We start from the raw sequence: 25784 nt of genomic DNA, 5'->3' as shown, positions 1-25784 counted from the left end.
GTTGTGATGGTCAACCAACGCCACAACGGAATAAGTGTGTGCGACACACTCAATTAGAGGTTACCTATACAAAAAAATGCAGCGTCGTTACACGCTACAGCAGCAATCTAATAAACATTATTTTGTATCCATTTATTATTTTTACTTAATATGTGAGCTAATAATAATTAGTGTTATTCCCGTAAATAGGCAAATGATTCTCGTCACCGGAATTTTATCAGCTAGTCCAAATAATGCAATTGCTGTCGTTACGATTAAAACAGTTGGACCAACCAATGCAAGCATTGTATTAATATAGAATGCTTTTTCTAAATTATTCAACTTTAGCATCAACAATCCAGCACTTACTTCAATACTTCCAGACAATACACGTAATATAACCATAGCAAGAACCGACTTTTCAATGATTGTCATCATCCTATCTTTATAGATAATTTTCACATTAGGATAATTATAGTCTTCTACTTTAATGAAATACTAAAATCAATATATGTATGATTCGTATTATATTATGCTTTATAGTATTAATTTAATAAGTGATTTTTTAGATAAAAGTTCAAAAAATTTATTAATAGAATAAGTTTTATATATCCATGTGCTTTGCTGCAGAAGAACACGCTAGAGGAGTGGGTTGGATTGGCTTTTCCCTCGTTTCTAATGTAAACTGCTCATTGTTACATCAGGTGTAGGTACATGGGAATGCCAATGCGCGTCGGTACGAATAAGAGGATTGAGGGATATTTTTCTTTATTCCAACTCCTCACAAATAATTTTAGTTTACATAATATAAATTATAGGAAGTTATATTTCATTGAAAAGTATACTTATAATAGTGAGATATTTTAGTGTACATGGACATCAAAGTCTAAACTTTACTTAATTATCAAAAAAGTTTAGACTTTGGTGTCTTCTTTTTTATTCCTCATAGGATTCACTCAAACAAATGTTTCTATATATAAAAAAAGAAACCGCATAGCAAATGTTTATTCTTCATTTCGTATTTTGTGTGTGGCATTCACTTTATGTTCCCGTAATGTAATGATAAATAATAGCATTATTTCTTTGATTTGAGATTGGAGTGCTTTTCTACGGGCCAAAAACATTTCTAGACGATCTTTCAATGATTCATCTCCTTTTTGGCACCAATCTATAAAAGTTTTAATGTGTTTTATAGACATTCAGGTTTTTTTCAGACACTCAATAGTAATTAAACCTGAAATAGCTTCATCGTCAAAGATTCGATTCCCACTTTTACTCTTTTCTATATTAAGAATTAAACCCTCCTTATCGTAATACCTAAGAGTTGAGATACTTAAATTGAATTACTTTGCTACTTCTCCTATTGTATACATAAACTTTTATTAAATTTCAATGTAAAATCAGCTTACATATTAATGAAAAATTTTCTTCAAAATAATATAAATTTTATATATAAACATAAATTCTCCTTAAAAATATCATCTATATTTCACATTTCAAATGTATATTATTCTTGTAAGTGAAATTATATTTTTTTAGGAGGCTTTATGAAGAATTTATACAATCGTTTTTGGCGATGGCACTTTTTTGCTGCATTATTTATTACTCCCCTCTTACTTACTTTAACAATTAGTGGTATAGGGTACCTATTCTACACAGACGTTGAGAACAAGCTCTACTCTGATGCTTTCTTTGGAGATAGTAAAGAAACAACAAGCATTACTATCGATGAAGGGATTGAGCAAGCAAAGGCAAAATTTAGTGACTATACTGTCAGTAAAGTAATAGTTTTAGACGAACCTTATAATACGCGCTTAACGATGACTAACAGTGAAGGCGAACAAAAGTATGTCTTTTTAGATGATAATAATCAGGTAGTAGATAGTCAGGATGCAAACTATACATTTTCAAATATCATGCGTAATCTTCATAGCTCTTTATTCATAGGTGGGACATTCGTAAACTACTTAGTGGAGCTTGCTGCATGCTGGGCTATTTTCTTGTTGCTATCAGGCCTATACATGACTTTTAGAAAGAAAATATGGAAGAAAGTGCAGACAGAAACATCTCGTATTCGATCCCGGAGATGGCACAGTATTTTAGGTGTTATTATCACAATTCCTATGATTGCTATTATTTTTACAGGCTTACCATGGTCAGCATTTATGGGGAACTTTATCTACACAGCTGCACAACAAAATCCATCCATCGGAATTCCTGAACTGAATTCAAATCCACCAACATCTGATATCAATGAAATTCCATGGGCTACTCGTAAAAATGAAATGCCCACTTCTAATTCTGAAGATCATTCAGGTCATGCAGGTCATGGAGGATCTCAAAGTGTTCCTGATTATTCGAATGAATATGCAATGTCAGTTGGTAAATTGATGGAGCATGTTGAAAGTGAAAACATTTCTAAACCTTATTCTATTATTTTACCTAGCTCAGAAGAAGGTGTTTTTACAGTTGCGAAGGGTTCAAACACTGGTGTAACAGGTTTGGATGTAAATCCAAATGAAGAAGTCACTAATTATTTTGACCAATACACTGGCTCACTTATTTCATCTGTCGGATATAATGAATATGGTATTCTAGGAAAGTGGTTTACATGGGGAATTCCATTACATGAAGGACATCTATTTGGTTGGCCAAATAAAATAATCAATCTATTTATTTGTCTAGCATTTTTATATTTAATCTACCTTGGCTTTAAAACATGGTTATTACGTAGACAAAAGGGTATGATTTCTGCACCACCTATGCCAAAAGAAATATCTATTCCATTTTGTATTTTCATGATTTTACTAGGTGTCATTATGCCACTCTTTGGAATTTCTCTTATTGTAGTTGTTTTAATCGAACTAATTTTTGGGTTTACAAAAAAAGGAATAAAACCTCCATTCAAGGAAGTAAATAACGATTCAATAAAGTATACTCATAATAATAAAAACCAGGTGTTAAAACAATAAGCACCTGGTTTTTATTGTTAATATTTAGTTAATATCGTTCTTACAAGCTTTTTATAATTTCATCTATATATGCCTCATCAATGGGTCCAAAAACTTCATGAACAATCTCTCCATTTGCGCTTAGAAATATTGTAGTGGGTATTGTAAAACCACCGAATCGCTTTCGGATATCTCCAGTTTCATCCATTAAAATGGGTAAATCCCATCCCTTTTTATTAGCATATTTAGTCACGGTTTCTCTACTTGCTTCCGTATCAGTTGCATTGACTGTTAAAATTTGAACATCTTTTTTTGTTTCATAATAATTTTGCAAGCGTGGCATTTCCTCATTACAAGGTCCACACCAGGTAGCCCAAAATACAAGGACAACCGGTTTACCTAGATAATTGTATAATGTTTTTTGTTCGCCTGTGAGATTTGGCAATTCAAAATTTCGCACTGCTCTATCTGAAAGTTGTATATCGGCTGTCTTAACTGTACTATCAATTATTTCTTTAGAAGTTTCTGTTTTATCTGAATCTAAATAGCTAATAAAGACAATACCAATTAAAATTAAAACAACACTTGCTGAAAGCCAATTTTTCAAGACATCTCCTCCCCTAAATACAATTTCAACCATAGGGATTCTAAAGATTCTTCAGCATATTGTCTTTTCAAGCTCGAAATATTACCTGAGGCAAGAATTTTACCTTTATGAATGAAAATTACTTCATCTGCAATCTCCTCTACTGTTGATAGTAGATGAGTAGAATATAAGATTAATTGACCTTTATTTCTTTCTTCCTTTAAAATTGATTTCACTCTGTTGATCCAATACGGATCTAGACCGTTTGTAGGTTCATCTAAAATATACACATCACATTCGCCTAGCAGGCTTTGTGCAAAGTTTAAACGTTGTCTCATTCCTTTTGAAAGCTCACTAACAAAACTATTTTTATGCTCGAATAGATCAACTAACTGTAAGATATCATCTTGACTCTTACTAGTAATCCCCTTTAACTTACCTAAAAGCTCAATAATTTCTTTCACTTTTAGTGTAGTTGGAAAGTTTAAATCATCAGGCATATATCGAACTCTTCCTTTTGGAATGCCAGTTATAGTCCCTTTATCTAAGGGTAATTGTCCCATAATCAGTTTCATTAGCGTGCTTTTACCAGCACCATTCTCCCCCACTAAAGCTACAATTTTCCCACTTGTAAGTTGATAGGTAACTGGACCAATTTGTTGTCCTTTACGATATGTAATCACAACTTTTTGTAGCTCTATCATCTATAGCTCTCCTTACATTTCAACTTAAAATAAGCAAGACAAAGAGGAATAAACCACCATAATATTGTTATACCTAATATCAAGCCAATCCCTAGACTAGTTTCGTAAAACTGTGATAAATAATAAAACGACTTCCCTAAAATACCTGTTTGTTCGATTTGAATTAAATAGACATATCGGAGCCACTCAATAATATTTATATGAACATGTGTATAGATTATTTTTTCATAGACATGTTTTGGAATAATGGTTCCAATTGCCATTACTACATAATTACTTAATAATGTAAAAACTGCCCATAGCCCTAGACTAAAACCTAATGCCTGTAATCGATGTATGGAAAAAGCGCCAATCATTACACTTATAGCACTAAAAACAACGATAATAACAGTCGTTAATAAAAGAAATTGAGTATCTATATGAACGCCACCAAAGAAAGAACCTACAATTAAAATAACTGCCTCTGTAGTTGCTAAAGCAAATAAAAAAATGGATACCAATGCAACATATTTTGCCCCTAAATAATGTGCGATACTAACAGGATATGATCGTATTAATTGATACCAACCTGATTCTATATCAGCAGCTATACTCATTGCGCCTATTGTCAAAATAAATAAAGGAAACAAAAAAAGTAATAAATTTAAGAGAGAGGCTTGAAAGCGATCGAATCCACCTGCATCCGTGTTTAACTGTTGCAACATCAAAATAGCAACAAATAATACAATAAAAATACCAAGCAACATGTAAATCCACTTACTCCGGAAAAGCTGTTTTATTTCCGATTTAATCAATGTTCATGCACACCCCAATTAAATGACGTTACTAATTCTTCGTATCCGAGAGGCTTACCCGCACCATTTTCTTGCTCATAAATTGCTGCGTCTCCAATCGACGCAAAGGCAAGTACACCATAATTCATGGGTGTCCAATAATCCTCATTATATAAATAAGCTGCCGTTTTCACATCTATCCATTCTTGCTTATCATTTGATTTGATATAAGCTGCTGCTACTTCTTGCTCTGGACTTTTCAAATATTCAATTAAACAACCTAGATCATCAAACACTAAATAATCATTATTCTTGAAAATTACTTGCCCTGCATAATCAGGATGCGTAATACCCATGTTACAAACAATACAAATATCCGTCTCTGGATCAATATCTCGAGGTTCTATGGTCTTCTCCGAACACCCTATCAAAAAAAGTCCAATTACTACTAATAAAATGATCTTTTTCATTTAAATTTCCTCCAACTAAAAACTAGTACAATCAGTAATGCAACGCCAATGCTAAAATGTTTCCCTTTAAATGATAATTGCCAAGGTTGCCCCCTATGAACAATAGGTTTCTCATCTATTAAAGAATTTGGTTTTGATAGTTTATTATCCATTTTTTCTAATAATTCAGTGGCTGTATTTCCAATAAAATATTGATAATATTCATTTTTTAATACCCATTTACCAAATGTAGAAGTTGCAATGTAAACACTATCACCATAGCCATCTTCGTCGAAATCTTCCCCTTCGTAATCATCATAAACATTCCCTATAAGTGTTATTCCATCAGAACCACTTGAAGCAACTAGCACATTTCCATAAAGTTGATTGTTTGTAACAAGGACACCTTTGGGTTGAATGTTTTTAAGTACTAACAAATTACTAGCGAATATATTGCTAGACATATCCACCGTATCTGCCTGCTGTAACTGAACTGCAATAGAATTTTCACGAATGATATTGTTGATTACATTTACTTTAGAAGTTTGATAAAGTGTAATGCCAGAACTATTTAAAGCATTTTGATGTTTAATTGTATTCTTTTCTATATCTACATTCTTTGCCATCATGGACATCACACCCGTTATATGATGGGCGTAGTTATTTTGAAACAATTTCATATCGCTACCATACATGATATGAGTACCGTAACGTCCATACGTAATCGTATTTTTTTCGATTGTAACTTGTCTGCTATTTTCTAAATAAATTCCGTCTTGTGTTTGTGTAATACTATTATTTTTAACATGAATACCTTTTGAGTTATAAAGAGAAATACCGTGACTTTTTTCTGAATAATGGCCGGATTTACCGATAATGTCTACTTCAGCAATTTCACTATTTTCTACACCATCGAAATAAATAGGAAATCTTTTTGTTTGAAATGAACTTTGAGTTATTTTGATGTTTTCAACTTTCTTTGCAACAACCCCTTGTTCTCCAAGAAATTGAATACCACTAACCTCTACATCATCAGCTTTTATTTCTAATTTTCCAGTGAATTTAACCCCCTTGTTTCCGTATATTTTAATGGGTTTTTTTATTAATAAATTTTCTGAATATTGCCCTGGTTCTAGCTCTAAAACATCCCCCAACGAGAGACTATCGATCTGCTGTTGTACGCTCTGAGCATATGCAGGTGTTGAAAATCCAACTATGCAGAAAAAAAGGGCAAGTAAACTGCCCTTTTTCATATTAGTGACTATGTGTTTCTTCAGTTCCATGCTGGTCCTCACTATGTTGTTCATGGTCCCCTTTTTCTTGCATCATTTTTTCACGACGTTCTTTTGCTGCTTGTTTAATTACGTCTAATTCTTCAACTTTTGCGGTTGGATTTTCTGAAATATAAGCTTTTGCATCTTCTTCAAAGGCAAAGAATATATACCCCCAGTTCATAGGGGATTTCATATCAGTTTTAACAGCTGTAGCTTCCTCAACATCTATCCAATTTAATGTTATATAATCTCTCACAAATTTTTCATTCGTTTGATTTTGAACCAACTCCGCATTTAATAAACAGCCAATGTCGTCATAAAATGCAATCGATCCATCAGGTTTAACAGATTGCGCAGAAAAAACGCCTAGGTCATGGTCCTTTGTATATACTTTCATATTACAAATTTCACAAACAGTATCCTCTGCTGGCTCTTGTAGACGATCATCTATTTTCCACTCAGCAGTGGATGCTAAATATGTAACTTCATTCTTCGGTTGCTCTGAAACAACCTCTTCATGTGTGGGCTCCTGTTTAGTGTCTTTGTTCGTTCCTGTTGTACTATCATCATTACATGCATAAAGAGCTAGCATAAATGGAACAACTAGAAAAACTTTCTTCATACCTTTACCTCCAAAGTAATTATTTTACTAGACATATTCACTTTACTAAAAAGTTGTGAAAAAAATTAGAAATTAAAGTGACAATAATATTCTTTTTGAATAGTTAAAATGGATTACGTGAAGATTCGCTCCTACCACCACCTTATTATTTCTTTGAGATCTTAAAAAAATGTATTTTGAATTGTAAAATAAATGTCTTATTTTTCTACAATAACTTGTATGACACGGCGAGTATTTGTTTGGAAAGAAACTTCATATTGTTCTACTTCCCCTGTGAAGTAATGTTTTAGCTTATAACGCCTAGCCCACCTTAATATATCTTCAGCATTATATAAATAAGCCATTTCGTTTGGTCCTCCTGTATTGTATAAAAGCTGCGCATATTCATAGACCTCAAACATAAAAACACCATTTAATTTAATAGAGTTCATTATTTTTTCCAATATCACTAATTGGAATTTGTGCTGAAAATGACCAAATACCATAATTGCGCCATCATAAGTTTCTTGAGGTAGCTCATACTCTATTAAATCTGCTCTTATTGTAATGATTGATACACCATTCATTCTTGCTAATAACTGCACCTTTGCTAGACCAGATGAAGTTGAATCATAAACTGTTATCTGGTGTCCAAGCTTCGCTAAAAAAACCGCGTTCGCTCCCTCTTTCTCTTCATAGGCAGCAATTTTGGCTTGTTTAGGAAAATATTGAACTGCTGAGGTAATAAATCGATTAGCCTCAGTTCCATATATATATAATGGTGGACTAGCTTGCTTACTCCATATACTCATATCCTTCCTCCTATTTGTAAAAAAGCTTCATTTTTTAACTATATTGTTCCTATTAACATGACCATTATAAAAAACAATTGAGAAATTCAAATGAACTTTAAGCAACAAAAAATAGAATTTCATTAGTATAACCTATGGGACTGCTATAAAAAAAGGGCTAATAAAGAGAACCCAGTATAAAGAAATTCTTGTTACTTAAACTATTTTGACAAAACAATGAAATATAGTTCCTTTCAATTTCACATATTACTCATTCGATTTTCAAAACTATTTTGTATGATTGCATTGCATTTGATTAAAAAATGAAAGGAAGAGGGTAATATGAATTTTCCATCCGTGGATTATACATGGTTTGGTAATGGCACTGTGATTGCTCTTATTGCAATTATTCATGTGATAATTAGCCATGGCGTCGCGATAGGTACTTCTGTTTTAGTTGTATCGACTGAATATCGAGCGATGAAAAAGAAGAATGAGAAATTAGATCAAGTAGCAAAAACAATGTTGAAGTGGGTTTTAATCATTACTACAACTATAGGAGCGATGACCGGAGTAGGCATTTGGTTTTCAACCACAGTCATACAACCAGATTCAATTTCTTCTCTATTACGTATTTTTTTCTGGGCATGGGTGGTTGAATGGGGAGCGTTTATCTCAGAAGTAATTATACTTATTATTTACTATTATACTTGGGATAAATGGAAAGAAGGCGAACGTAAACGTAAACATATCATGCTGGGCGTAGCACTAAGTGTTGCTTCATGGGTAACAATGGTGATCATTACGGGTGTCTTAGCTGCAAAATTAACACCAGGGCGTTGGATTGAAACTTTTTCATTTTGGAATGCATTTCTCAATCCAACCTACTTCCCTTCACTTGGATTCCGCATGTTTTTAGCAATCATGTTGGCAATATCTTTAGTATCATTTTTTATCCGTTGGCGTATTAAAGATAAGGCTTTACGTACAGAAGTTTTTCGTGTATTTGCATTCTGGGGTGCTATCTCTTTACCTATGACTTTTATCACAGGGTTATGGTATTTATGGGCCATTCCAACTGAAGCTTATAATATGATTGTCTGGTCTACAGGGATGTCCGAGGTCATCTTCAAAAGTTTAAATATCTTAGGATTTAGTATACTTATTATTTTCTTAGTATGGCTTGTAAAAAGTCCAAAAACAGTCCCGTGGATTCTATCAATAGCAGTGATGTTCTCATCCATCGGTTTTATTGGGGAATTTGAAGTAGTAAGGGAAACTGTAAGAAAACCCTATATTATCTATAACTATATGTATGCGAATGGGATGTTAGCAAAAAATGAAGAAAAACTAAAAAAAGAAGGTTTTCTGGCTAATGCTACATGGGCAAAAGAAAAAGAAGTAAATGACAACAATATGGTGGAAGCGGGTAGAGATGTATTCGTTGGTCAATGTATTACCTGTCATACAATAGATGGATGGAGAGATACAAGAGCCTTGTCTAGTAGAATGGAAGGTTGGGATAAGGAAGCCATTATGTCCTTTGTTCCGAATATGCATTATGCACAAGTAGCAATGCCTCCATTTATGGGAACTGAAAAAGAAATAGAAGCTTTAGCTACTTATATTTTAACAGTACTTGAAGAAGAAAAAGAGGTGTCTACAAAATGAAGTATTTAAGTTTTGCTTTAATTTCTTCAGATAACCCTTTACCAATACCTGCACCTATTGGGTTACTAGAAATTCTTATCGTTGCGACATTTATTTTTCATATCATTTTCGTGAATTTTACAATCTCATTGACTGCAGGAGCAGTTGGATTAGAAATTACGAGTATGATCAAAAAAAATAGTTTATTTGATAAAATGGCGCAAATTTGTTCATTTCATGCTTCAATACATAAGAGTATTGCAGTCGTTCTAGGAGTTGGCCCATTACTAATTGTGAGTGTCTTGTATACACAATATTTTTATTCTTCAACTATTTTAATAGGAAAGGCTTGGATGAGTTTATTAATCCTATTGATTACTGCATTTCTTCTGTTATACATTTACAAGTTCACTTGGGATAAATATCAAACCAAAAAATTACTTCATATTAGTATTGGTTTATTGGCAATGTTGATTTTATTCTTTGTACCCCTTATTTTTATTGTCAATGTAACTTCTATGTTATATCCTGATCGTTGGGGAGAAGCAAATGGTTTTTTTGAAAGCTTATTTTATTATCCTCAAATCTGGCAACGTTACCTTCATTTCATGCTAGCAAGTTTAGCAACAGGTGGATTTTATATGTTTGTCTATTTTGCTTATCAGAAGCGGAAGCAGAAGAGATTAGAGGAACATGAGCAATCATTAAAACTTCTTGGTGCAAAAGTAGGCTTTTGGATTACAATTGTTCAGTTGGTAGCTGGTTTCATATTATTATTTTCATTTGATACGAATATTCGTATGCTTTATTTAGGCGAGGATTTATTGTTAACTTCTTTACTTATTATTTCTATTGTATTGACTGTTATTCTTTGTATGCTACTATATGTAGCAGGCTACAAAGATTCTGCTAGTTCTTTTCTAGCCTCTATAATTGTGTTCATTTGTGTAATAGGTATAATGGGGTGGATGCGACATGAATTAAGAGAAGCCTATTTATCCCCATATCTTGACGAACATCCACGAACAGAAGAAAGAATTGAATCTACCTCAGAATAAAATTAATTGTACCAATCATTTTTCTATATAACGTAATCCCCAATCCCGTTTTTCTATTAGGTTAAACGGGATTGCTATGTTATTAAAACAATATATCAATTCATTTGATTGAAAAGGTTTATCTTAAACTACGAGATAAAACTTCTGCTCATAGATAAAATCTAATGTAAATTGTAATGCACTCAAAATAGATTCACTATATAAATAACTCTGATCAATTTATCTTTTTATCATATTTTCCCCCTATTATAGGTTTACTTCAATTGTTGCTCTACTGTTATATTAAAAACTAAAAAGCCACACCTGTTTAGATGTGACTAGTAATACCATACTCAAGTATTAAGGTTACTTACGTACTTACATTTCACTTTATTTTACAATTTCTAATTGCTTAGCATTATAGATTAAAATATCCTGAACTGAATTTAAAGTTCCGTCTGGATAACTTCTTAATTCAACCAGTTTTGTTTTATCTGAAGCAGTTGCAAGGCCTTTCCCTTGTGGCATATGTGCGTTATCAACAATAAGATCTGGTTTTAGAGCTATAAGATCCTTTAGTTGAGCAGCCGTTAATTCCTCTGGACCATACTCCCCAACAACATCAAAACCAAACCATTTAACTAATGGAGTCATGTAAACTTGAGAAATCACTTTGACTTTGGATACATCTTGTTTTTTGGCCAATTGTTCTAGTTCTTCTACCACCTTATTAAACTCTTCTTCCCACTTGGCCTCCTCAGCTTGTGTACCCCAAATGTTCGCTAATTTTCTGGCTTCATTAAGGTAACCGTCAGGTGTATTATCTACTTCAATAACCGCTGTTAAATCCGAAGAAATATTTGAAGATTCAATCAATTTTTTTCATAAATGGTTCATAACCAAGATAAATAATATAACTGTCAGTGATTTTTGACAAATCACTTGGGCGATAGTCATATTCTGGAGGATGACGTAATTCTAACGGTGCTATGTAAGTCACATTCTTGGCACCAGCTGCTTTTGCTATCATTGCGGTTAAACTCGTAGAAGCCACTACACCTTTTACTTCTGAAAGGCTTACGGGTTTATTGCTTTGCTGATCACTTGTTTCATGACCATTGTGACTATGTTCATTAGATTGTGTGCCATGATTCTCTTCAGAATGACCTGTACTATGGTCATTCAATGTATTTTCACTTTCCTTTGCATTTCCACATCCTGACAATGAAATAACAGTAAACAGAGAAAAATACATTATAGTTTTATTCCACTTCATCTCATAACCCCTTTTAATTCTTATTATTTAACGTCGGAACAGCAATGTGATTAGTAGTAAACTTACACCCACAATCGCAATTGTTGCCCCTATAGGAAAATCTAACATTATTGAAAGAAATAGACCTCCACAGGTTGTAAGCATGCCAAAAATAGAAGTCAAAAGTAACAATTGTTTGAAATCTCTTGAAATTCTTAGCGCTGATAGAGCAGGCAACAATATTATGGCGTCAATCATCAGTGCTCCAACAATTTTCATCACTATGCCAATAGCCAATCCAGTCATAAAGAGCAATATATTTTTTATTAACTCTGTTGGCATACCTAGCCATTCTGCCTGAACTTCATCGTAAAACAGTAGCTGAAGTTCTCGATAAAAGAAAAAATAGCACCCTACGACCATTAATGATAATACTGTTAGTAATATTAAATCCCACTTGGTCATGGTAAGTACGCTACCCGAAAACAACCCAAATACATCCATAGCTGGTATACCAGCACTATAAAATATTAGGAATGCTATAGCTATAGCACCGGTCATAAAAAAAGCGCCAATTAACCCTGTGTCCATCTTTAATTTTCGAGAAAAAGGCCCTAGTAATAGAGATCCCAACACAATACCACCCATAGCCCCTGTAATAGGGGTAGTACCAAACATTAAACCGATAGCTCCCCCGAGTAAAGCCATATGCATAAGAGCAAATCGAATTGTAGTCAAATTCAACATCACTATTACAATACCCAGTAATGAAATAAAAGTTCCAGACAATATACATGCATATAATGCCTTTTGAAAAACCGGAAGTTCAAAATACTGCCATACATTCATCTTTTTTACCTCAACTCTTCATACATGCATCCATTTTGAAGACGAACTACTCGAGCACCAAATTGCTCTATTGCATCTTGTTCATGTGTTATTAGAATCACTGACATATTGTATAGGGTTCTTAATTCATTAACACATTGCTCTAACATAATACGAGACTCTTTGTCTAAATAAGTAGTAGGCTCATCAAGTAATAAAATTTTAGGTTCTCGTACTAAAGCACGTGCTATGTTAAGTCTCTGACGTTGTCCCCCTGAAAGCAACCGACAATCCTTGTCTTTCAGTTCAAATAAGCCAACTCTTTCAAGTAGCAAATTAGCCTTTCACCGGCTTTTTAGTTTAGAGATGGGTTTTGTCCCAGCCTCTGTCCAAACTATATAACCTTCTCCGTCAATACACCATCACGCAGCATATATACTTGATCACATAAGGATTCAATATCAACTTTATTATGCGAAGTTAATAATATTGTCGCACCTCGTTGTTTTTCAGCCTTAATGATTTCATATACCGCTTGCACAGCATCTTCGTCCAACCCATTCATTGGCTCATCTAGTAAAATAATATCGGGTTTTTCCATAATACTTTGCGCAATCGCTAGTTTTTGTTTCATACCAAGAGAATATGTTTTGACTGGACGTTGGTCTGTTGGGTCCAATCCAACTTGTTCGATCGCTGCTTTTATATCCTGGTCATTAATCTGATTTCTAATAGCCGCTAAAAATTTTAAATTCAAAAATCCTGAATAGTGCTCTAAAAACCCCGGTTTTTCGAGAATGATACTTGCACTTTTAGGAAACGAAATATCCTTATGTAAGACATCTTCGAATAATTTTACTGTTCCTGTACTAGGCTTCACTAAGCCACAAATAATCCTAAATAACATCGACTTTCCTGAGCCATTGTGCCCAACAAAGCCATATACTTTTCCTTGTGATAAGTGAAAATTAATATTTTGTAACACTGTTCGCCCTTTAATGACCTTTGAAACATTTGATACTTCAATAGACATATCGTAACCTCCTTAATAATAATCTTTTTTTAATCCGATGCGTATAATGCATATACTCATCATACAAATAAGCAATACTTCAGTTAATAAAACAGTGAATAATATGCTGGGGTTGAAGTGTTCCGTCATTCCAAAATAGAAAGGGATATAGGGAGTGGGTACTTTTACACCAGCGTAAAATATAATAACAAGTAACACCGTAGCAATTTTTGCTGAAAACAGTAGCTCAATTAATTTCCATAAGAGCGCATGACAGTAAATATTTATGGATATCACAACAATTTGTAGCACAATTAAGAAGCTGAACTGTATATGCACTTTAAAAAATAAAAAGAGGCAAAAGCTTGTGACAAAATAAAGTGTGACATAGCCTACTGTAAAAATAAATATTAATAATAGTTGATTTAGCCAAAACCAACTCTTTGTTGGATAACGTAATAGCATATTGTATAAAAAATATTTAGAGCGAGGCTTCCATAAAATTTGTAGCAAAATAACATAGCCAAACCATAACAATGTCCAATAAATGACATTAAATTGATTAATTTGACCAAATAGCATTGTAAAGGCTTGTCGTAACGTCATACTATCAAATAATATTGCTTTATCAAGAAATAATAATGCACTAAGAATAGGAAAGATAGTACAAATCAAGCTGATTTTAAGTGCATCCTCTCGTATTAATTTCCACTCTAATCCAAATGTCTTCATTCTTTATCATCTCGCACATAAAAGTCTAGTTTATTGACTAAATAATGAATTGTATTAATGAATAATACAGCAATTGCTAGTAATATTAGAAATGAGCTAATAGGTGATGTAAATTCACTGCTATAGAAGAAAATCGGTATTATGCTTATTGTCATCTGATCTAAAATAACAACACTTAGCACAATAATCATACTTAAAAAGTTATTTTTGACTAGCTGTTGCAGGACAATAAACACTAGACCACAAATAGCAGTCACACAGAAATACATATAAATAAAATAAAGCGATGAGTCTTCCCTTATACGCTCAGGTGTATATAAAAACAAAGAGCTGTAATTGATTGTAGAGGGGAAAATTAGCCACTTTACTAAAGCCGTGCAAATAATACTACCCAGCGTTATAATTACAGTTAAAATAGCAGTAACTATGAACACTAAACAGACTTTTTGCCAAGCAATTTGTTGGCGTTGTGTATATCTTCTTAGCAGTATCCAGTCATTTATCTCTGAAAAAGAGCCTAATAAGACAAGTAATATAGGCAAATGAAAATACTCATAGCGAAACAATAGCATAAAATCTTTCACGGAATGCCATTTCGTTAATACCATTGTAGGATTAGGTATAATAGCCAATGTCATCATGATTATTATAAAAAATATAACCATGAAGAATACCTTCTTTTTCAGTAGTATATCTTGCATACTATACATGATATATTTATAAAACATCACGATTTCTCCTTATACCGATGAAGTAAATCGCAAATGCTAGCAAGTGCTGTAAAAGAAATGTGACGATGATTGCCGTAACCGATAATTGTTCTAAACTTTGTCTAGGGCTTATTAAATTAAATGGATCCCAGCTTGGCTTCCCTAAGGCAGTCAGTAGCCCCCAACAAGCAATATAAATAATTTGTGGCATAAATATTACTAAATAATGATTTTTAATAAACATAGAGAATGCTAGTCCCATGCAAATATAGCCACTGGCAAATAGCCCACCCAGTACATAATAAAAAATCATATATACATAGGGAGATGTAATTAAAAAATCAGAAAAAAGGTCTAGTATATCTCCTTTAAAAGCATCATCTGGTAGTATAATTGTTCCTTCCACTAACTGTTTATAGCTAGTGGCATACGCTGTATAATCCCAGTGATTTGTAAAGAGATTAACTAGTATCACACCTAGTAATAATGGCAGTACAAATAATAAAAAAGCTGTTATGTAGGTTGTTGCAAACTTGATCGTATAATATTTCTTTCTATTCATCCGCATAAATAGATAGTTTTGATTACCACTTCTTTTTTCACGATAAATAGAATCTACAAGTGCAATCGATATAATTGCTGGAAAGAAGAAATAGTACAGGCTTGAAGCAAAATTTGAAGCACTGGAGAAGCCAATCCATTGTTTATGAGGAGAAACTAGACTTAACACTGTTGCATTTTTTTCATAAATCCTCTCTACCAATTGATATTCCTCTTTATGCGTATTCACTCCTATAAAGACTGCGATTACAACAATAAGTATTAATAAAAAAAGGCTAAGGTAAAAATTTTTATTTTTTAATAATTTTTTATATTCAATGAGCATTGTTATCCCCCACCTTAAATTAAGCATAGGGTTGTCTACTTAAAGACAACCCCCTTCATTTTATTTTACATCTGGGTAAAATTTTCCTGAAATATCTACCTTGACATATGTTGCAGTATCATTCTCTGCAACAAGGGTTACGTTACCACCAACAGCACTTTGATCAACTGTAAAGGAACGTGTATCATTGTCAGTTACTTTTGTAGCTGTCGGTGATACCTTTTTTCCATTAGCATCCACAATCCACATATTTGCTTTGTAGTCAGCGCCGACTACAGAATTTTCAACTTTTGCTTGACTATTAGTATCTTTTTTTCCTGTTGCTAAATAGATATTGTTAGATAATACTGGCAGTTCTTTGGCGTATGAAATAGCACTAGTACCTGCACTTGCCGCACCTGCACTAATCAGTAATCCTGCCGCACATATTGTTGACACTAATTTTTTCTTCATTCAAAGACAACTCCTTTTATTTTTCTTACTTCGAATCATAATAAAAAATGTAATTTAATGCCTACTTTTCTATGTATTGTAATTAATATATCACCTTCCCCCTTTTTAATACAATGTATTTTTAATAAAAAGTTTATTTTTGGCTATTTTGATTTATAATCATTACTTTTTTGTTTTAAAATTAACATATTATGTATTCTATTGTTGTATTATAGTATTTATAAATAAAATTTGTAAATACAATTATGGGTGTAAAAACATAAAATGTTTATTAATGGTTTATTTAATAAAATTAAAGCCATTATTTTGAATATATACGTCAAAATAATGGCTTTTAGGTTTTATTCAAGCATTTTTGTCATAATCCAATCAATCTGTTCCTCATCCCCCATATAAAAGGAGTGTGTGCCTGTTTGAACAAAGCCTCGTTTTTTGTAAAAGCCGATAGCTGGCTCATTTTTCTCCCACACGCCTAGCCAAATGCATTTTTTGTTTTGTGCTGTAGCCAGCTCGATGGCCTTGTCCATTAAGTATTTACCAAGCCCTTGCCCTTGGTAGCTGCTTCTTATATAAATTCGCTCAATTTCCAGTGCTTCGTTCCCCATTTTTTCAGATTGTGCCTCATCAACATTTACCTTTAAGTAGCCTGCCACCTCTTCATTCACAAAGATAAAATAAAATGCTGACGATTTATTTGCTAGCTCCTTTGTTAGCTGTTCCTCAGTAAATGCTCGTGCTAAATATGCTTCCATATTATCAGGGGTATTTTGATCCTTAAATGTATCATTGAATGTTTCAATACTAATTGCTTGTAGCTGTTTTACATCGCTTTGTTGACATTTTGCTAATGTAATTGTCATTGACGCCACCTCTTTTATCATTAATAGTTTCTTTTATGTCCTTTTTTGACAAGCTCCCAATCAACCTCAATATTTTTCCGCACTCTTTCAAGAAGCTGGAAAACAAGCGCTGCCTCCTCCTCAGAAAAGCCTGTTAATGCAACGCTATTGGAATAATCATTTTCTCGTTTAATAATCGGATAGATTGCCTCACCTTTGTCGGTTGGAAAGAGTCGCTTTATTTTTTTGTTTTGCTCGTCCTTCCTTTTTTCAATAAAGCCGCTGACCTCTAATTTTTGAATAGCGCGTGCGGCGGTTGTTCTGTCAACCTTGATCATCTCAGCTAGCTTTTCCTGAATAATTCCGGGATGTTCGCATATTCGCACAAGATATAAATATTGACCCTTTGTTAAATCATATTCTTTAAATTCGATATTGCTGATGGAATCCAATGCCCTAGCAATCATACCAATTTCCCGAAGAATTTCTGTCATGCTGCACCTCCTTCGCAATTTTTTATATTGCAAATACAACAAAAAGGCTATATAGTCAATATAGTTTAATTTTATTGTATTTGCAACATAAAAGCGAGGAGCGACTACATATGCGGTATTTATTTTTTACTGTAGGAATTATTATTTTAACGCTTGGTATTTCATTAACGATTCAATCTAATCTAGGTACAGCTCCTTTTGATGCATTGCTGGTCGGACTGGCTAGCCATGTGGGGTTGACGGTAGGAAGCTGGGAGATTATTATTGCCTTTCTATTAATCGGCTGCAATGCTATTCTTGCAAGGCAAAGACCTGAATTGCTAGGGCTTGTAACAGCCTTTATAGCAGGAGTTGGCATCGATGGATGGTTGCTTTTATGGCGTGATCTATTAACGCCAACCGTATGGTATAGCCAAGTCATTTGCTTTGTCATTGGCTTAATTGTGATTGGGCTTGGCACAGCTATTTATTTATATGTTAATTTTGCACCCATTCCTGTTGATCGACTGACATTAATTATTCAGGATGTTATGAATACAAATTTATTTATTGCTAGAACATTGATTTACATTGTGTTTTTAGTGCTGGCGATGCTATTTCATGGTCCAATCGGTATTGGCACCATATTAACGGTTTGCTTAGGTGGCTTTATCCTTCATTTCTTTATGCCTTATACAGAAAAAGCTTTAAGCCGATTTGTATAATAGCAACTAAAAAAGCATGGGCAAGCAATATGAAACTATGCCTGCTCATGCCTAGCTAATAGTAAGAAAATAACTACACCGTGTAAATTTAAGAAAACTTGGGAGTGAACACTTATGTCACTAGTTATCCTATAATTTTATATTTTTTTAACAAATTTGACCATGATTATTGCGGATAGTTTACATAGATGAAATTAAGGTTTCAATTTTACTGGTCAATTATAAACAGTAATACTATTGAAAAATAATACTTAGCTATTTCATGTTATTCTTACTCTAGTCAAAGGCGAAAGCTATTTGAAAGGAGTAAGGTTTAATTGAAGAAAAAATGGTTACTACCTATTTTTGCATCTTTCACACTTTTCACAGGCATTGGTATGCATGATGCAAAAGCAGCAACAGCAGCAGATATTACCAATACAGCCAAGGAATATATCGGAGCCCCTTATAAATATGGCGGAAACGATATTAGAACAGGCGTTGATTGCTCAGCATATACACAATTTGTTTTTTCAAAGTTAGGTATCTCGTTACCACGTACCTCTAAAGCTCAATATCAGCAAGGCACTTCTATCTCAAAGAGCCATTTAAAGTCGGGTGATCTTGTATTCTTTAATACTTCAGGAAGCGGTGTTTCACATGTTGGTATATACATAGGTGATAGCAAGTTTATTTCGGCTACAACAAGTGCTGGAGTAAAATAGATAACATTAACGATCCCTATTACTGGGCTTCTCGCTACATAGGGGCAAAGCGTATTGCTAGCTTCACTGACAATGATTTGGGAGAAGTAAAAAATGCAGAGATTGACTTTAGTATTTATGCGTCACGTGGAGAGGTTGCACTTCGACTAGCGAATGTACTACAGTTAGATACAACTGATACAAACACAACCTTCCCTGATGTTAAGCCATCTGCTAAATATGCAGGTGCTGTGGAAGCACTCAAAAAAGTGGGCATTTTTACAGGTGATGAGCACGGAAAATTCAATCCAAGCTCCCCAATCACACGAGGTCAATTAGCCAAGGTTTTAGTGGAGGCCTTTCATTTAAAACAGCAAGGCACAGCAGAACAATTTACGGATGTTCCAAACTCTCACTGGGCTAATCAGTATGTAGCCATTCTCGCTTCCAATAAAATTACAGTTGGTACAGGGAATGGAGCCTTTGGTGTAAACGATCATGTTACATTGGAACAATTAACTGCCTTTATCCAACGATTAAGTCATTAGCATATAAAACGGGTGATGCTTAAAATACGCATCACCCGTTTTTCCAGTTATTTTTGATCGCTCGCTTCCTCGTTCACAGCATTATCATGACTAGGTGTAACTCTCTTGATAAAGAATGCAAGAATCAGTGCAATGGCTGCAATCAATGTTGAAATAAAGAAGGTAAATGTAATGCCGTGAAGCATTGACTCGTTTAATAGTTGCTGTGGTGAAGCTGTTGGGCTAATAGTTGCAGCTAGCTCCTCTGCCTTTGCCGTAGTTTTATTATTCATTACCGTAATTAATACAGCGGAGCCAATAGCCCCCGATACCTGCTGCAATGTATTATTCATCGCTGTGCCGTGTGGGTTATTATAGGCTGGTAGCTGATTTAAGCCATTCGTCATCACAGGCATCATTACCATGGACATTCCAAACATACGCAATGTATAAAGCCAAACAAGTGTCGCATAGGTTGTTTCCATATCAATTTTACTAAAGTAATACGTCGTGATAATGGTAATGGTTAAGCCAATAATCGCTAAGCTTCTTGCGCCGTATTTATCAAAGAGCTTCCCTGTAATGGGCGACATAATTCCCATTACAATCGCTCCGGGAAGCATGAGTAAGCCTGAATCCATCGGCGAAATGCCACGAATTGTTTGCACATAAATTGGCATTAAAATCATCGCTGAAAACATCGCAACGGCAATCACAATCGCAATGGCTGAGGATAAAGCAAACATTGGGTATTTAAAAATGCGAAACTCCAGCATCGGCTCGTCCATTCGTAGCTGACGAAGAACAAATGTAAGTAATGCCAGTGACCCAATAATAATTGTGCCGTAGACAAGTGGATGATCCCAGCCCTTGTCCCCTGCTGAGCTAAAGCCGTAAAGCAGACCGCCAAAGCCGATGCTTGATAAAATAAGCGAGAACACATCAAGCTTAATGGCACGTTGCGGTGTGACATTTTTTAATTTAAAGACTGCAAAAATTAACGTTAAAATGGCAATTGGTAGGACGATATCGAATAAAATACGCCAGCTATAATGCTCAATTAACCAGCCAGAAAGCGTTGGCCCAATCGCTGGAGCGGTAATCATGACAAGACCAAACATCCCCATCGCTGCCCCACGTTTTTCAACTGGAAAGGCTGTGAGCATGACGTTCATTAATAGTGGCATCATAATCGCTGAGCCTGCTGCCTGAATCATACGAGCGGCTAATAATACACCAAATGCTGGTGCAACGCTTGCCAGAAATGTCCCTAGCGTAAATAGCGCCATAGCTGTAATAAACAGCTTTCTATCTGTAAAGCGTTGAATAAAGAATGCACTTGCGGGTATTAAAATACCATTAATCAGCATATAGCCTGTAGATAGCCATTGCACAGCCGTTGCTTTGACATGGAATTCATCCATAATTGCTGGTAGGGCAATGTTCAGTAATGTTTCATTTAAAATTGCTACAAAGGCTCCAATAAATAAAATTGCAATCATACCATAGGGTGTTTTCGATTGGGTGGAAGTTAAGCTCTCTGTCAAATAGCATCAGTCCTACTTTCTGTGTTGTTATTGTTTTGCTGCAACCTCTTGAAAAAAATCAATATAAGAAGTTGACTTAGCGATAGATTTTGTGCTATAATTAGAATAGATAATAGTGAGTAAAAATGAATACACAAAGTCTAGCTATATAAATTTATCATAAATAATAAGTGATTTCAATAGAAAAAAGTCGATTCCCTACTATTTTAGGAATCGACTTTTTTATTTGTCCTCTCCCCTATGGTTATAAAAAATAAATTTTTGATAGAAGTCATTGCTTTGGATACGTAATAAGAGTAAGAAGCTTAGAATAGTCGATCAATACGATCGAGCTTGCTCTACAGGAACAACGAATCATTCATAACACAAAATAGCTAATCTTAAATAAAAGCCCGTCAGAGCATATCAATCTGACGGGTTTCCTATTGTGTAAAGTAGAGCCAAATTTCGATTTATAAGAAATAAGTATAGAACGTCTTTCTACCGTCAATTCTATAAACGAAGTAAACTAATGAAAGGAGCCTTATCATTCAATATGAAATTTAAACTGCCTTTCAACCAAAAACAATCATCTACGACAATGAACTGGGAAGCTCCTATAGAAAATGTCGAAAAAATTCCGCATTCCCAAGGTGACTTTATTCAATCGATAAAAGATATTACGAATAATCCAGATGATTTAATTATTCAATCTTTCCCACCTAATATCACGCTTATTTACATCGATAATTTAGTGGACGATCAGACATTAAACAATAATATTATAGCCAATGTACAAAATAAGCCAGACGACACACCCGAAACCCTGATGGCTGCCCTTTCCATTCCTGAAACTATGATAGCTAGTCTGCTCATAAAAGCGATAGAAGGAATTGTCAATGGGTCTGTTTTGATTCATATAGCAGATTATTCGCAAGTAATCATAGCCAATATCGCTAGTCGAGAGTCACGAGCTTTATCGACACCTGAAAATGAGTCACAAGTAATCGGCACACAGGTTGCCTTTAATGAAAGTCTATCTACAAATATTTCGTTAATTCGTCGTTACATAGTGAGCCCTGACCTTTGTAATGAAAAAATAAAAATTGGCAGACGCACAAATACGGCTGTGACCCTTTTATATATGAATGGTATTGCCTCTGATCAAATGGTCAATACTGTACGTCAGCGTCTTGCGAACCTCCGTGTAGATGCATTAATTGATAGTGCGGTTTTGACCGAAATGATTGATGATAATTCCTTGTCTGTTTTTCCGCAAATGCTGTTAACCGAAAGACCCGACCGATTTTGTGATGGTTTGTTGGATGGGAAGATCGGTATTGTTGTTGATGGTAGCTCGATGGCGATTATTTGCCCGCAATCCTTTACTGAATTTTTTCAAAGTCAGGAGGATCAAAACTTACGTTGGCAAATTGCAACCTTTGTGCGATTATTACGACTTGCCGCCTTCTTTTTATCAGTTTATTTAACGCCATTTTATGTGGCTGCCCTCACCTTTCATTATGAGGTGATTCCACAAGCCTTTTTAGTGCCGTTAAGTGAATCGAGGGCTTTAGTTCCTTTTCCGCCTATATTTGAGGCATTGCTGCTGGAAATTATTATTGAATTATTGAGAGAAGCAGGTGCAAGGCTGCCCACTAAAATTGGGCAAACAATCGGTATTGTTGGCGGTATCGTTATCGGTACAGCAGCGGTACAGGCAGGTATTACAAGTAATATTTTATTAATTATTATTGCTTTAAGTGCCTTGGCATCCTTTACCTCCCCAAGCTATATGATGGGGAACGTGATTCGACTTATTCGTTTTCCTATTATTATACTTGCAGGATTTTGGGGCTTTTATGGGATTATGCTTGCTGTCTGTTTTATACTCGTTCATCTTTTACGCCAGTCAAGCTTGGGCGCACCATATATGTCTCCCTTCTATCCTCCGAGATTAAAGGAAATGCGAGATAGTATTATCCGTATGCCGATTCCATTAACAGCCAAAAGACCTGCTTTAACAAGACCGAAAGATGACTACAAGTTCGACCCTGAACCGATCAAGCCGAAAAAAAGTTGAACTGAAGGTGAAATAGATGAAAAAGCCTATACAGCTTAGCCCTAAAGAGATGGTCAATACTTATTTATTGTTTTTTGTGATGCACAGTGCTCAAATTGGGGTTGGTGTACAGGGGTTTCAACGTATTGTGTATCAGGATGCAAGACATGATGCATGGATTTCAGTTCTACTAGCGGGTATTGCCACACATATTGTAACCTTTTGTATGATTAAAACATTAGAAATATATGGCTCCAATGACCTTTATGGCATTCAACAGGATATTTTTGGTAAATGGCTTGGAAATATGTTAAATATCCTCTATGTGTTCTATTGCTTTGTAGCGTTTTTTTCCGTTTTACGCAATTATATTGAGGTTATTCAGGCATGGATTTTTCCTAATATTGGAGCATGGTTTTTAGCCATAACCTTATTAATCATTATTATCTATGCCTTTACGGGTGGGCTGCGTGTGATTGTAGGGGTTTCCTTCTTTAGTGTTGTCCTGTCTTTATGGATTATCCCTATGCTTGCTTTTCCATTAAAATTTTCATCTATAAACAGTCTGCTTCCTGTTTTAGAAACAGATTTTCTCGCTATTTTAAAAGGGGCAAAATCCATGACCTTTACGATTCTTGGCTTTGAGATATTAATGGTTATTTATCCTTTTTTAAATGATAAAAAGCATGTTCAAAAATATGCCCATTTAAGCTTACTAGCTACAACAGCTATTTATTTAGCTGTCATGCTCGTTTCGATTACCTATTATAGCAAAGAGGAAATCATCAAAACGGTATGGGCGACATTAACATTATTTAGCTTTATTAGCTTTCCTTTTATCGAGCGCTTTGAATTTATGGCAGTTTGCTTTTGGATGCTGATTATTTTGCCAAATCTTTGTCTTTATTTATGGGCTGCTTATCGTGGTACTATTCGCTTAGTCAATATTAGTCATACAAAATTTGCTTGGCTATTTGCCTTCTTTATTTTTCTTGCCACATTATTTATTCAAACACGTATACAAATCAATGCGATTAACAATCAACTGTCGAATATAGCGTTTTATGTTATCTTTGTCTACCCGATTGTGTTATGGATTATAGCTGCATTGAAAAAGAAGATCATCACAAAGAAGGAGCAAAAAAATGAACAAGCTTAAAAATGTTTATAGTCTTTTATTAGCATTGGTGCTTTTATACGGATGTGCACAGACCAACATTCTCGATAAAATAGGGCTGACAACATTAGTTGGCTATGATGTAGGCATAGAAAAAAAGATAGCTACAACAGCGGTCATTCGGGAGGTCAATCCAGAATTTCAAAGTAATGTAGAAGTGCTGACAACAGAAAATGATACAAGTAAGGGCAATCGAATGGAAGCCAATCAACAACTATCGAAAAAGGTTGTTGTTGGTCAAATGAGGGTTATTTTATTTGGTGAAGAATTGGCGAAAAAAGGTCTTCGTTATTATATTGATACGAATTTGGAAAATGCTAGTGTTAGCAATGGTATATATATGGCTATTGTGGAGGACAGAGTAGCTCCCCTACTAGAATATGAATACGAAAATATCGAGGATATTGGTCAGCATATCTATAGACTTATTGAACAAAACATTGAGCAGGAATATATGATTTCTGGTACATTGCACGAAGTGGCACGCGATTATTATTCCGTTGGTAAAGATGTAACAATGCCGATTATTAAAAGGGATAAGGAGCTTGTGAAATTAAATGGTGTAGCCTTGTTTAAAGATGGCAAAATGGTGAGTACACTGCCAGCCACAGACAGTTTTTATGTGAAAATTGTTAGAGATACATTTAAAGCTGGCTTATACGAAACGATATTACACCAAGAAGACCTCCCATCAAACTTACAAAAAGTAACATCTGATGACATGACAGTAGCCTTTGATGCAATCCATTCCAAAAGAAAAGTCACATTGGTGGATGCTACAAATCCAGAGTTTGATCTGAATGTGAAAATCAAAGCAAGAATATTAGAAACCTATCCAGATATTAATCAGGGAAATCCAAAAAGTGTTGCTGCCCTGGAAAAGGTCATTCAGCACAAATTAACGAAAGAATTGGCTAGGGTAATTACCCATAGTCAAAAGGTAGAGTCAGATATTTTTGGCTTTGGTGAGGAATATAGAAGCTCTATAAGGCATGCGCAACTGACAAGAGAAAAATGGCATGAAATGTATAAAGATATGAAAGTCAATATCCATGTTGATTTTGTTATTTTAAGAAATGGTGTATTTGAATAGATGGTGAT

Annotated in this window: 29 protein-coding genes and 1 pseudogene; 8 read left to right on the top strand and 22 right to left on the bottom strand. The window is 34.4% G+C overall.

Going from position 1 to position 25784, the window contains the following annotated elements:
* Window positions 1–141 precede the first annotated feature (141 nt).
* The 3 genes from MHB42_RS10170 to MHB42_RS20680 form a co-directional block, all read right to left on the bottom strand.
* Window positions 142–417, bottom strand: coding sequence for a YqhV family protein (locus MHB42_RS10170; RefSeq protein WP_009371666.1), 276 nt, complete (start codon window positions 415–417; stop codon window positions 142–144).
* 566 nt (window positions 418–983) lie between these two features.
* Entirely contained in the window at window positions 984–1121 is a 138-nt protein-coding gene (locus MHB42_RS10165) for a hypothetical protein (RefSeq protein WP_340805928.1), read from the bottom strand.
* A gap of 57 nt (window positions 1122–1178) precedes the next feature.
* The gene (locus MHB42_RS20680) at window positions 1179–1310 is read right to left on the bottom strand and encodes a MerR family transcriptional regulator (protein WP_402893664.1); all 132 of its coding nucleotides are present in this window, start codon (window positions 1308–1310) and stop codon (window positions 1179–1181) included.
* Between the two features lie 216 nt (window positions 1311–1526).
* Between MHB42_RS20680 and MHB42_RS10160 the strand changes: the two genes are divergently transcribed.
* Entirely contained in the window at window positions 1527–2951 is a 1425-nt protein-coding gene (locus MHB42_RS10160) for a PepSY-associated TM helix domain-containing protein (RefSeq protein ID WP_340805926.1), read from the top strand.
* Between the two features lie 40 nt (window positions 2952–2991).
* Here the strand turns inward: MHB42_RS10160 and MHB42_RS10155 are convergent, their stop codons facing one another.
* From MHB42_RS10155 to MHB42_RS10125, 7 genes are all read right to left on the bottom strand, one after another.
* Window positions 2992–3537: a TlpA family protein disulfide reductase gene (locus tag MHB42_RS10155; RefSeq protein WP_340805925.1), complete on the bottom strand. Its 546-nt coding sequence runs from the start codon at window positions 3535–3537 to the stop codon at window positions 2992–2994.
* Window positions 3534–4220 carry an ABC transporter ATP-binding protein gene (locus MHB42_RS10150; RefSeq protein ID WP_340805923.1) on the bottom strand — a complete coding sequence of 229 codons (687 nt, stop codon included), beginning with the start codon at window positions 4218–4220 and terminating at the stop codon, window positions 3534–3536. Before MHB42_RS10150 ends, MHB42_RS10155 begins: the two co-directional genes overlap by 4 nt.
* Entirely contained in the window at window positions 4217–4966 is a 750-nt protein-coding gene (locus MHB42_RS10145) for an ABC transporter permease (protein ID WP_340805921.1), read from the bottom strand. The genes MHB42_RS10150 and MHB42_RS10145 overlap by 4 nt, the downstream gene beginning before the upstream one ends.
* A 44-nt stretch (window positions 4967–5010) precedes the next feature.
* Complete coding sequence (locus MHB42_RS10140; RefSeq protein ID WP_340805919.1) at window positions 5011–5463, bottom strand: nitrous oxide reductase accessory protein NosL; 453 nt, start codon at window positions 5461–5463, stop codon at window positions 5011–5013.
* Window positions 5460–6695: a right-handed parallel beta-helix repeat-containing protein gene (locus MHB42_RS10135; protein WP_340805917.1), complete on the bottom strand. Its 1236-nt coding sequence runs from the start codon at window positions 6693–6695 to the stop codon at window positions 5460–5462. Before MHB42_RS10135 ends, MHB42_RS10140 begins: the two co-directional genes overlap by 4 nt.
* A 1-nt stretch (window position 6696) precedes the next feature.
* A complete protein-coding gene (locus MHB42_RS10130; protein WP_340805916.1) occupies window positions 6697–7338 on the bottom strand; it encodes a nitrous oxide reductase accessory protein NosL in 642 nt (213 codons plus the stop codon).
* A 197-nt stretch (window positions 7339–7535) separates the two neighbouring features.
* Window positions 7536–8129: a class I SAM-dependent methyltransferase gene (locus MHB42_RS10125; RefSeq protein ID WP_274768988.1), complete on the bottom strand. Its 594-nt coding sequence runs from the start codon at window positions 8127–8129 to the stop codon at window positions 7536–7538.
* Between the two features lie 321 nt (window positions 8130–8450).
* On the opposite strand from MHB42_RS10125, the gene MHB42_RS10120 reads away from it, so the two are divergent.
* A complete protein-coding gene (locus MHB42_RS10120; protein ID WP_312129289.1) occupies window positions 8451–9779 on the top strand; it encodes a c-type cytochrome in 1329 nt (442 codons plus the stop codon).
* Window positions 9776–10816, top strand: coding sequence for a cytochrome ubiquinol oxidase subunit I (locus MHB42_RS10115; RefSeq protein WP_340805910.1), 1041 nt, complete (start codon window positions 9776–9778; stop codon window positions 10814–10816). The genes MHB42_RS10120 and MHB42_RS10115 overlap by 4 nt, the downstream gene beginning before the upstream one ends.
* Window positions 10817–11185: 369 nt before the next feature.
* Here the strand turns inward: MHB42_RS10115 and MHB42_RS10110 are convergent, their stop codons facing one another.
* The 11 genes from MHB42_RS10110 to MHB42_RS10060 all read right to left on the bottom strand — a co-directional run bounded on the left by MHB42_RS10110 (window position 11186) and on the right by MHB42_RS10060 (window position 18004).
* The gene (locus MHB42_RS10110) at window positions 11186–11671 is read right to left on the bottom strand and encodes a hypothetical protein (RefSeq protein WP_340805908.1); all 486 of its coding nucleotides are present in this window, start codon (window positions 11669–11671) and stop codon (window positions 11186–11188) included.
* Window positions 11664–12071: a hypothetical protein gene (locus MHB42_RS10105; protein ID WP_340805906.1), complete on the bottom strand. Its 408-nt coding sequence runs from the start codon at window positions 12069–12071 to the stop codon at window positions 11664–11666. Before MHB42_RS10105 ends, MHB42_RS10110 begins: the two co-directional genes overlap by 8 nt.
* A 27-nt stretch (window positions 12072–12098) precedes the next feature.
* A complete protein-coding gene (locus tag MHB42_RS10100) occupies window positions 12099–12899 on the bottom strand; it encodes a metal ABC transporter permease (RefSeq protein ID WP_205443625.1) in 801 nt (266 codons plus the stop codon).
* A gap of 5 nt (window positions 12900–12904) precedes the next feature.
* A complete protein-coding gene (locus tag MHB42_RS10095; RefSeq protein ID WP_340805902.1) occupies window positions 12905–13213 on the bottom strand; it encodes an ATP-binding cassette domain-containing protein in 309 nt (102 codons plus the stop codon).
* Window positions 13214–13272: 59 nt separating this feature from the next.
* Window positions 13273–13911: an ABC transporter ATP-binding protein gene (locus MHB42_RS10090; protein ID WP_340805900.1), complete on the bottom strand. Its 639-nt coding sequence runs from the start codon at window positions 13909–13911 to the stop codon at window positions 13273–13275.
* 12 nt (window positions 13912–13923) lie between these two features.
* Complete coding sequence (locus MHB42_RS10085; protein ID WP_340805898.1) at window positions 13924–14622, bottom strand: hypothetical protein; 699 nt, start codon at window positions 14620–14622, stop codon at window positions 13924–13926.
* Window positions 14619–15263 carry a hypothetical protein gene (locus MHB42_RS10080; protein ID WP_340805896.1) on the bottom strand — a complete coding sequence of 215 codons (645 nt, stop codon included), beginning with the start codon at window positions 15261–15263 and terminating at the stop codon, window positions 14619–14621. The genes MHB42_RS10085 and MHB42_RS10080 overlap by 4 nt, the downstream gene beginning before the upstream one ends.
* A gap of 76 nt (window positions 15264–15339) precedes the next feature.
* A complete protein-coding gene (locus MHB42_RS10075; protein ID WP_340805895.1) occupies window positions 15340–16095 on the bottom strand; it encodes an NADH dehydrogenase FAD-containing subunit in 756 nt (251 codons plus the stop codon).
* Window positions 16096–16278: 183 nt separating this feature from the next.
* Window positions 16279–16671 (bottom strand): hypothetical protein, encoded by a 393-nt coding sequence (locus MHB42_RS10070; protein ID WP_340805893.1) that lies wholly within the window; start codon window positions 16669–16671, stop codon window positions 16279–16281.
* A gap of 341 nt (window positions 16672–17012) precedes the next feature.
* The gene (locus MHB42_RS10065; protein ID WP_340805891.1) at window positions 17013–17531 is read right to left on the bottom strand and encodes a GNAT family N-acetyltransferase; all 519 of its coding nucleotides are present in this window, start codon (window positions 17529–17531) and stop codon (window positions 17013–17015) included.
* 20 nt (window positions 17532–17551) lie between these two features.
* Window positions 17552–18004 carry a MarR family winged helix-turn-helix transcriptional regulator gene (locus MHB42_RS10060; protein WP_340805889.1) on the bottom strand — a complete coding sequence of 151 codons (453 nt, stop codon included), beginning with the start codon at window positions 18002–18004 and terminating at the stop codon, window positions 17552–17554.
* A 110-nt stretch (window positions 18005–18114) separates the two neighbouring features.
* Here MHB42_RS10060 and MHB42_RS10055 point away from each other — a divergent pair, with 110 nt between their 5' ends.
* Window positions 18115–18708 (top strand): YczE/YyaS/YitT family protein, encoded by a 594-nt coding sequence (locus tag MHB42_RS10055; RefSeq protein ID WP_340805887.1) that lies wholly within the window; start codon window positions 18115–18117, stop codon window positions 18706–18708.
* 317 nt (window positions 18709–19025) lie between these two features.
* Window positions 19026–19939, top strand: a pseudogene (locus MHB42_RS10050) (C40 family peptidase).
* A gap of 47 nt (window positions 19940–19986) precedes the next feature.
* Here the strand turns inward: MHB42_RS10050 and MHB42_RS10045 are convergent.
* A complete protein-coding gene (locus MHB42_RS10045) occupies window positions 19987–21420 on the bottom strand; it encodes a DHA2 family efflux MFS transporter permease subunit (RefSeq protein WP_402893661.1) in 1434 nt (477 codons plus the stop codon).
* Window positions 21421–22000: 580 nt separating this feature from the next.
* Here MHB42_RS10045 and MHB42_RS10040 point away from each other — a divergent pair.
* The 3 genes from MHB42_RS10040 to MHB42_RS10030 are packed head-to-tail and all read left to right on the top strand — an operon-like array spanning window position 22001 to window position 25776.
* Complete coding sequence (locus MHB42_RS10040) at window positions 22001–23527, top strand: spore germination protein (protein ID WP_340805883.1); 1527 nt, start codon at window positions 22001–22003, stop codon at window positions 23525–23527.
* Window positions 23528–23543: 16 nt separating this feature from the next.
* Window positions 23544–24665, top strand: coding sequence for a GerAB/ArcD/ProY family transporter (locus tag MHB42_RS10035; protein ID WP_340805881.1), 1122 nt, complete (start codon window positions 23544–23546; stop codon window positions 24663–24665).
* Window positions 24652–25776 (top strand): Ger(x)C family spore germination protein, encoded by a 1125-nt coding sequence (locus tag MHB42_RS10030; RefSeq protein ID WP_340805879.1) that lies wholly within the window; start codon window positions 24652–24654, stop codon window positions 25774–25776. Before MHB42_RS10035 ends, MHB42_RS10030 begins: the two co-directional genes overlap by 14 nt.
* Window positions 25777–25784: the final 8 nt, after the last annotated feature.

It is taken from the genome of Lysinibacillus sp. FSL K6-0232, assembly GCF_038008325.1.
In the GTDB taxonomy this organism is placed as follows: Bacteria; Bacillota; Bacilli; order Bacillales_A; family Planococcaceae; genus Lysinibacillus.
The sequence above is the reverse complement of the archived record's forward strand: the minus strand, read 5'-3'. Positions and strand labels throughout refer to the sequence as shown.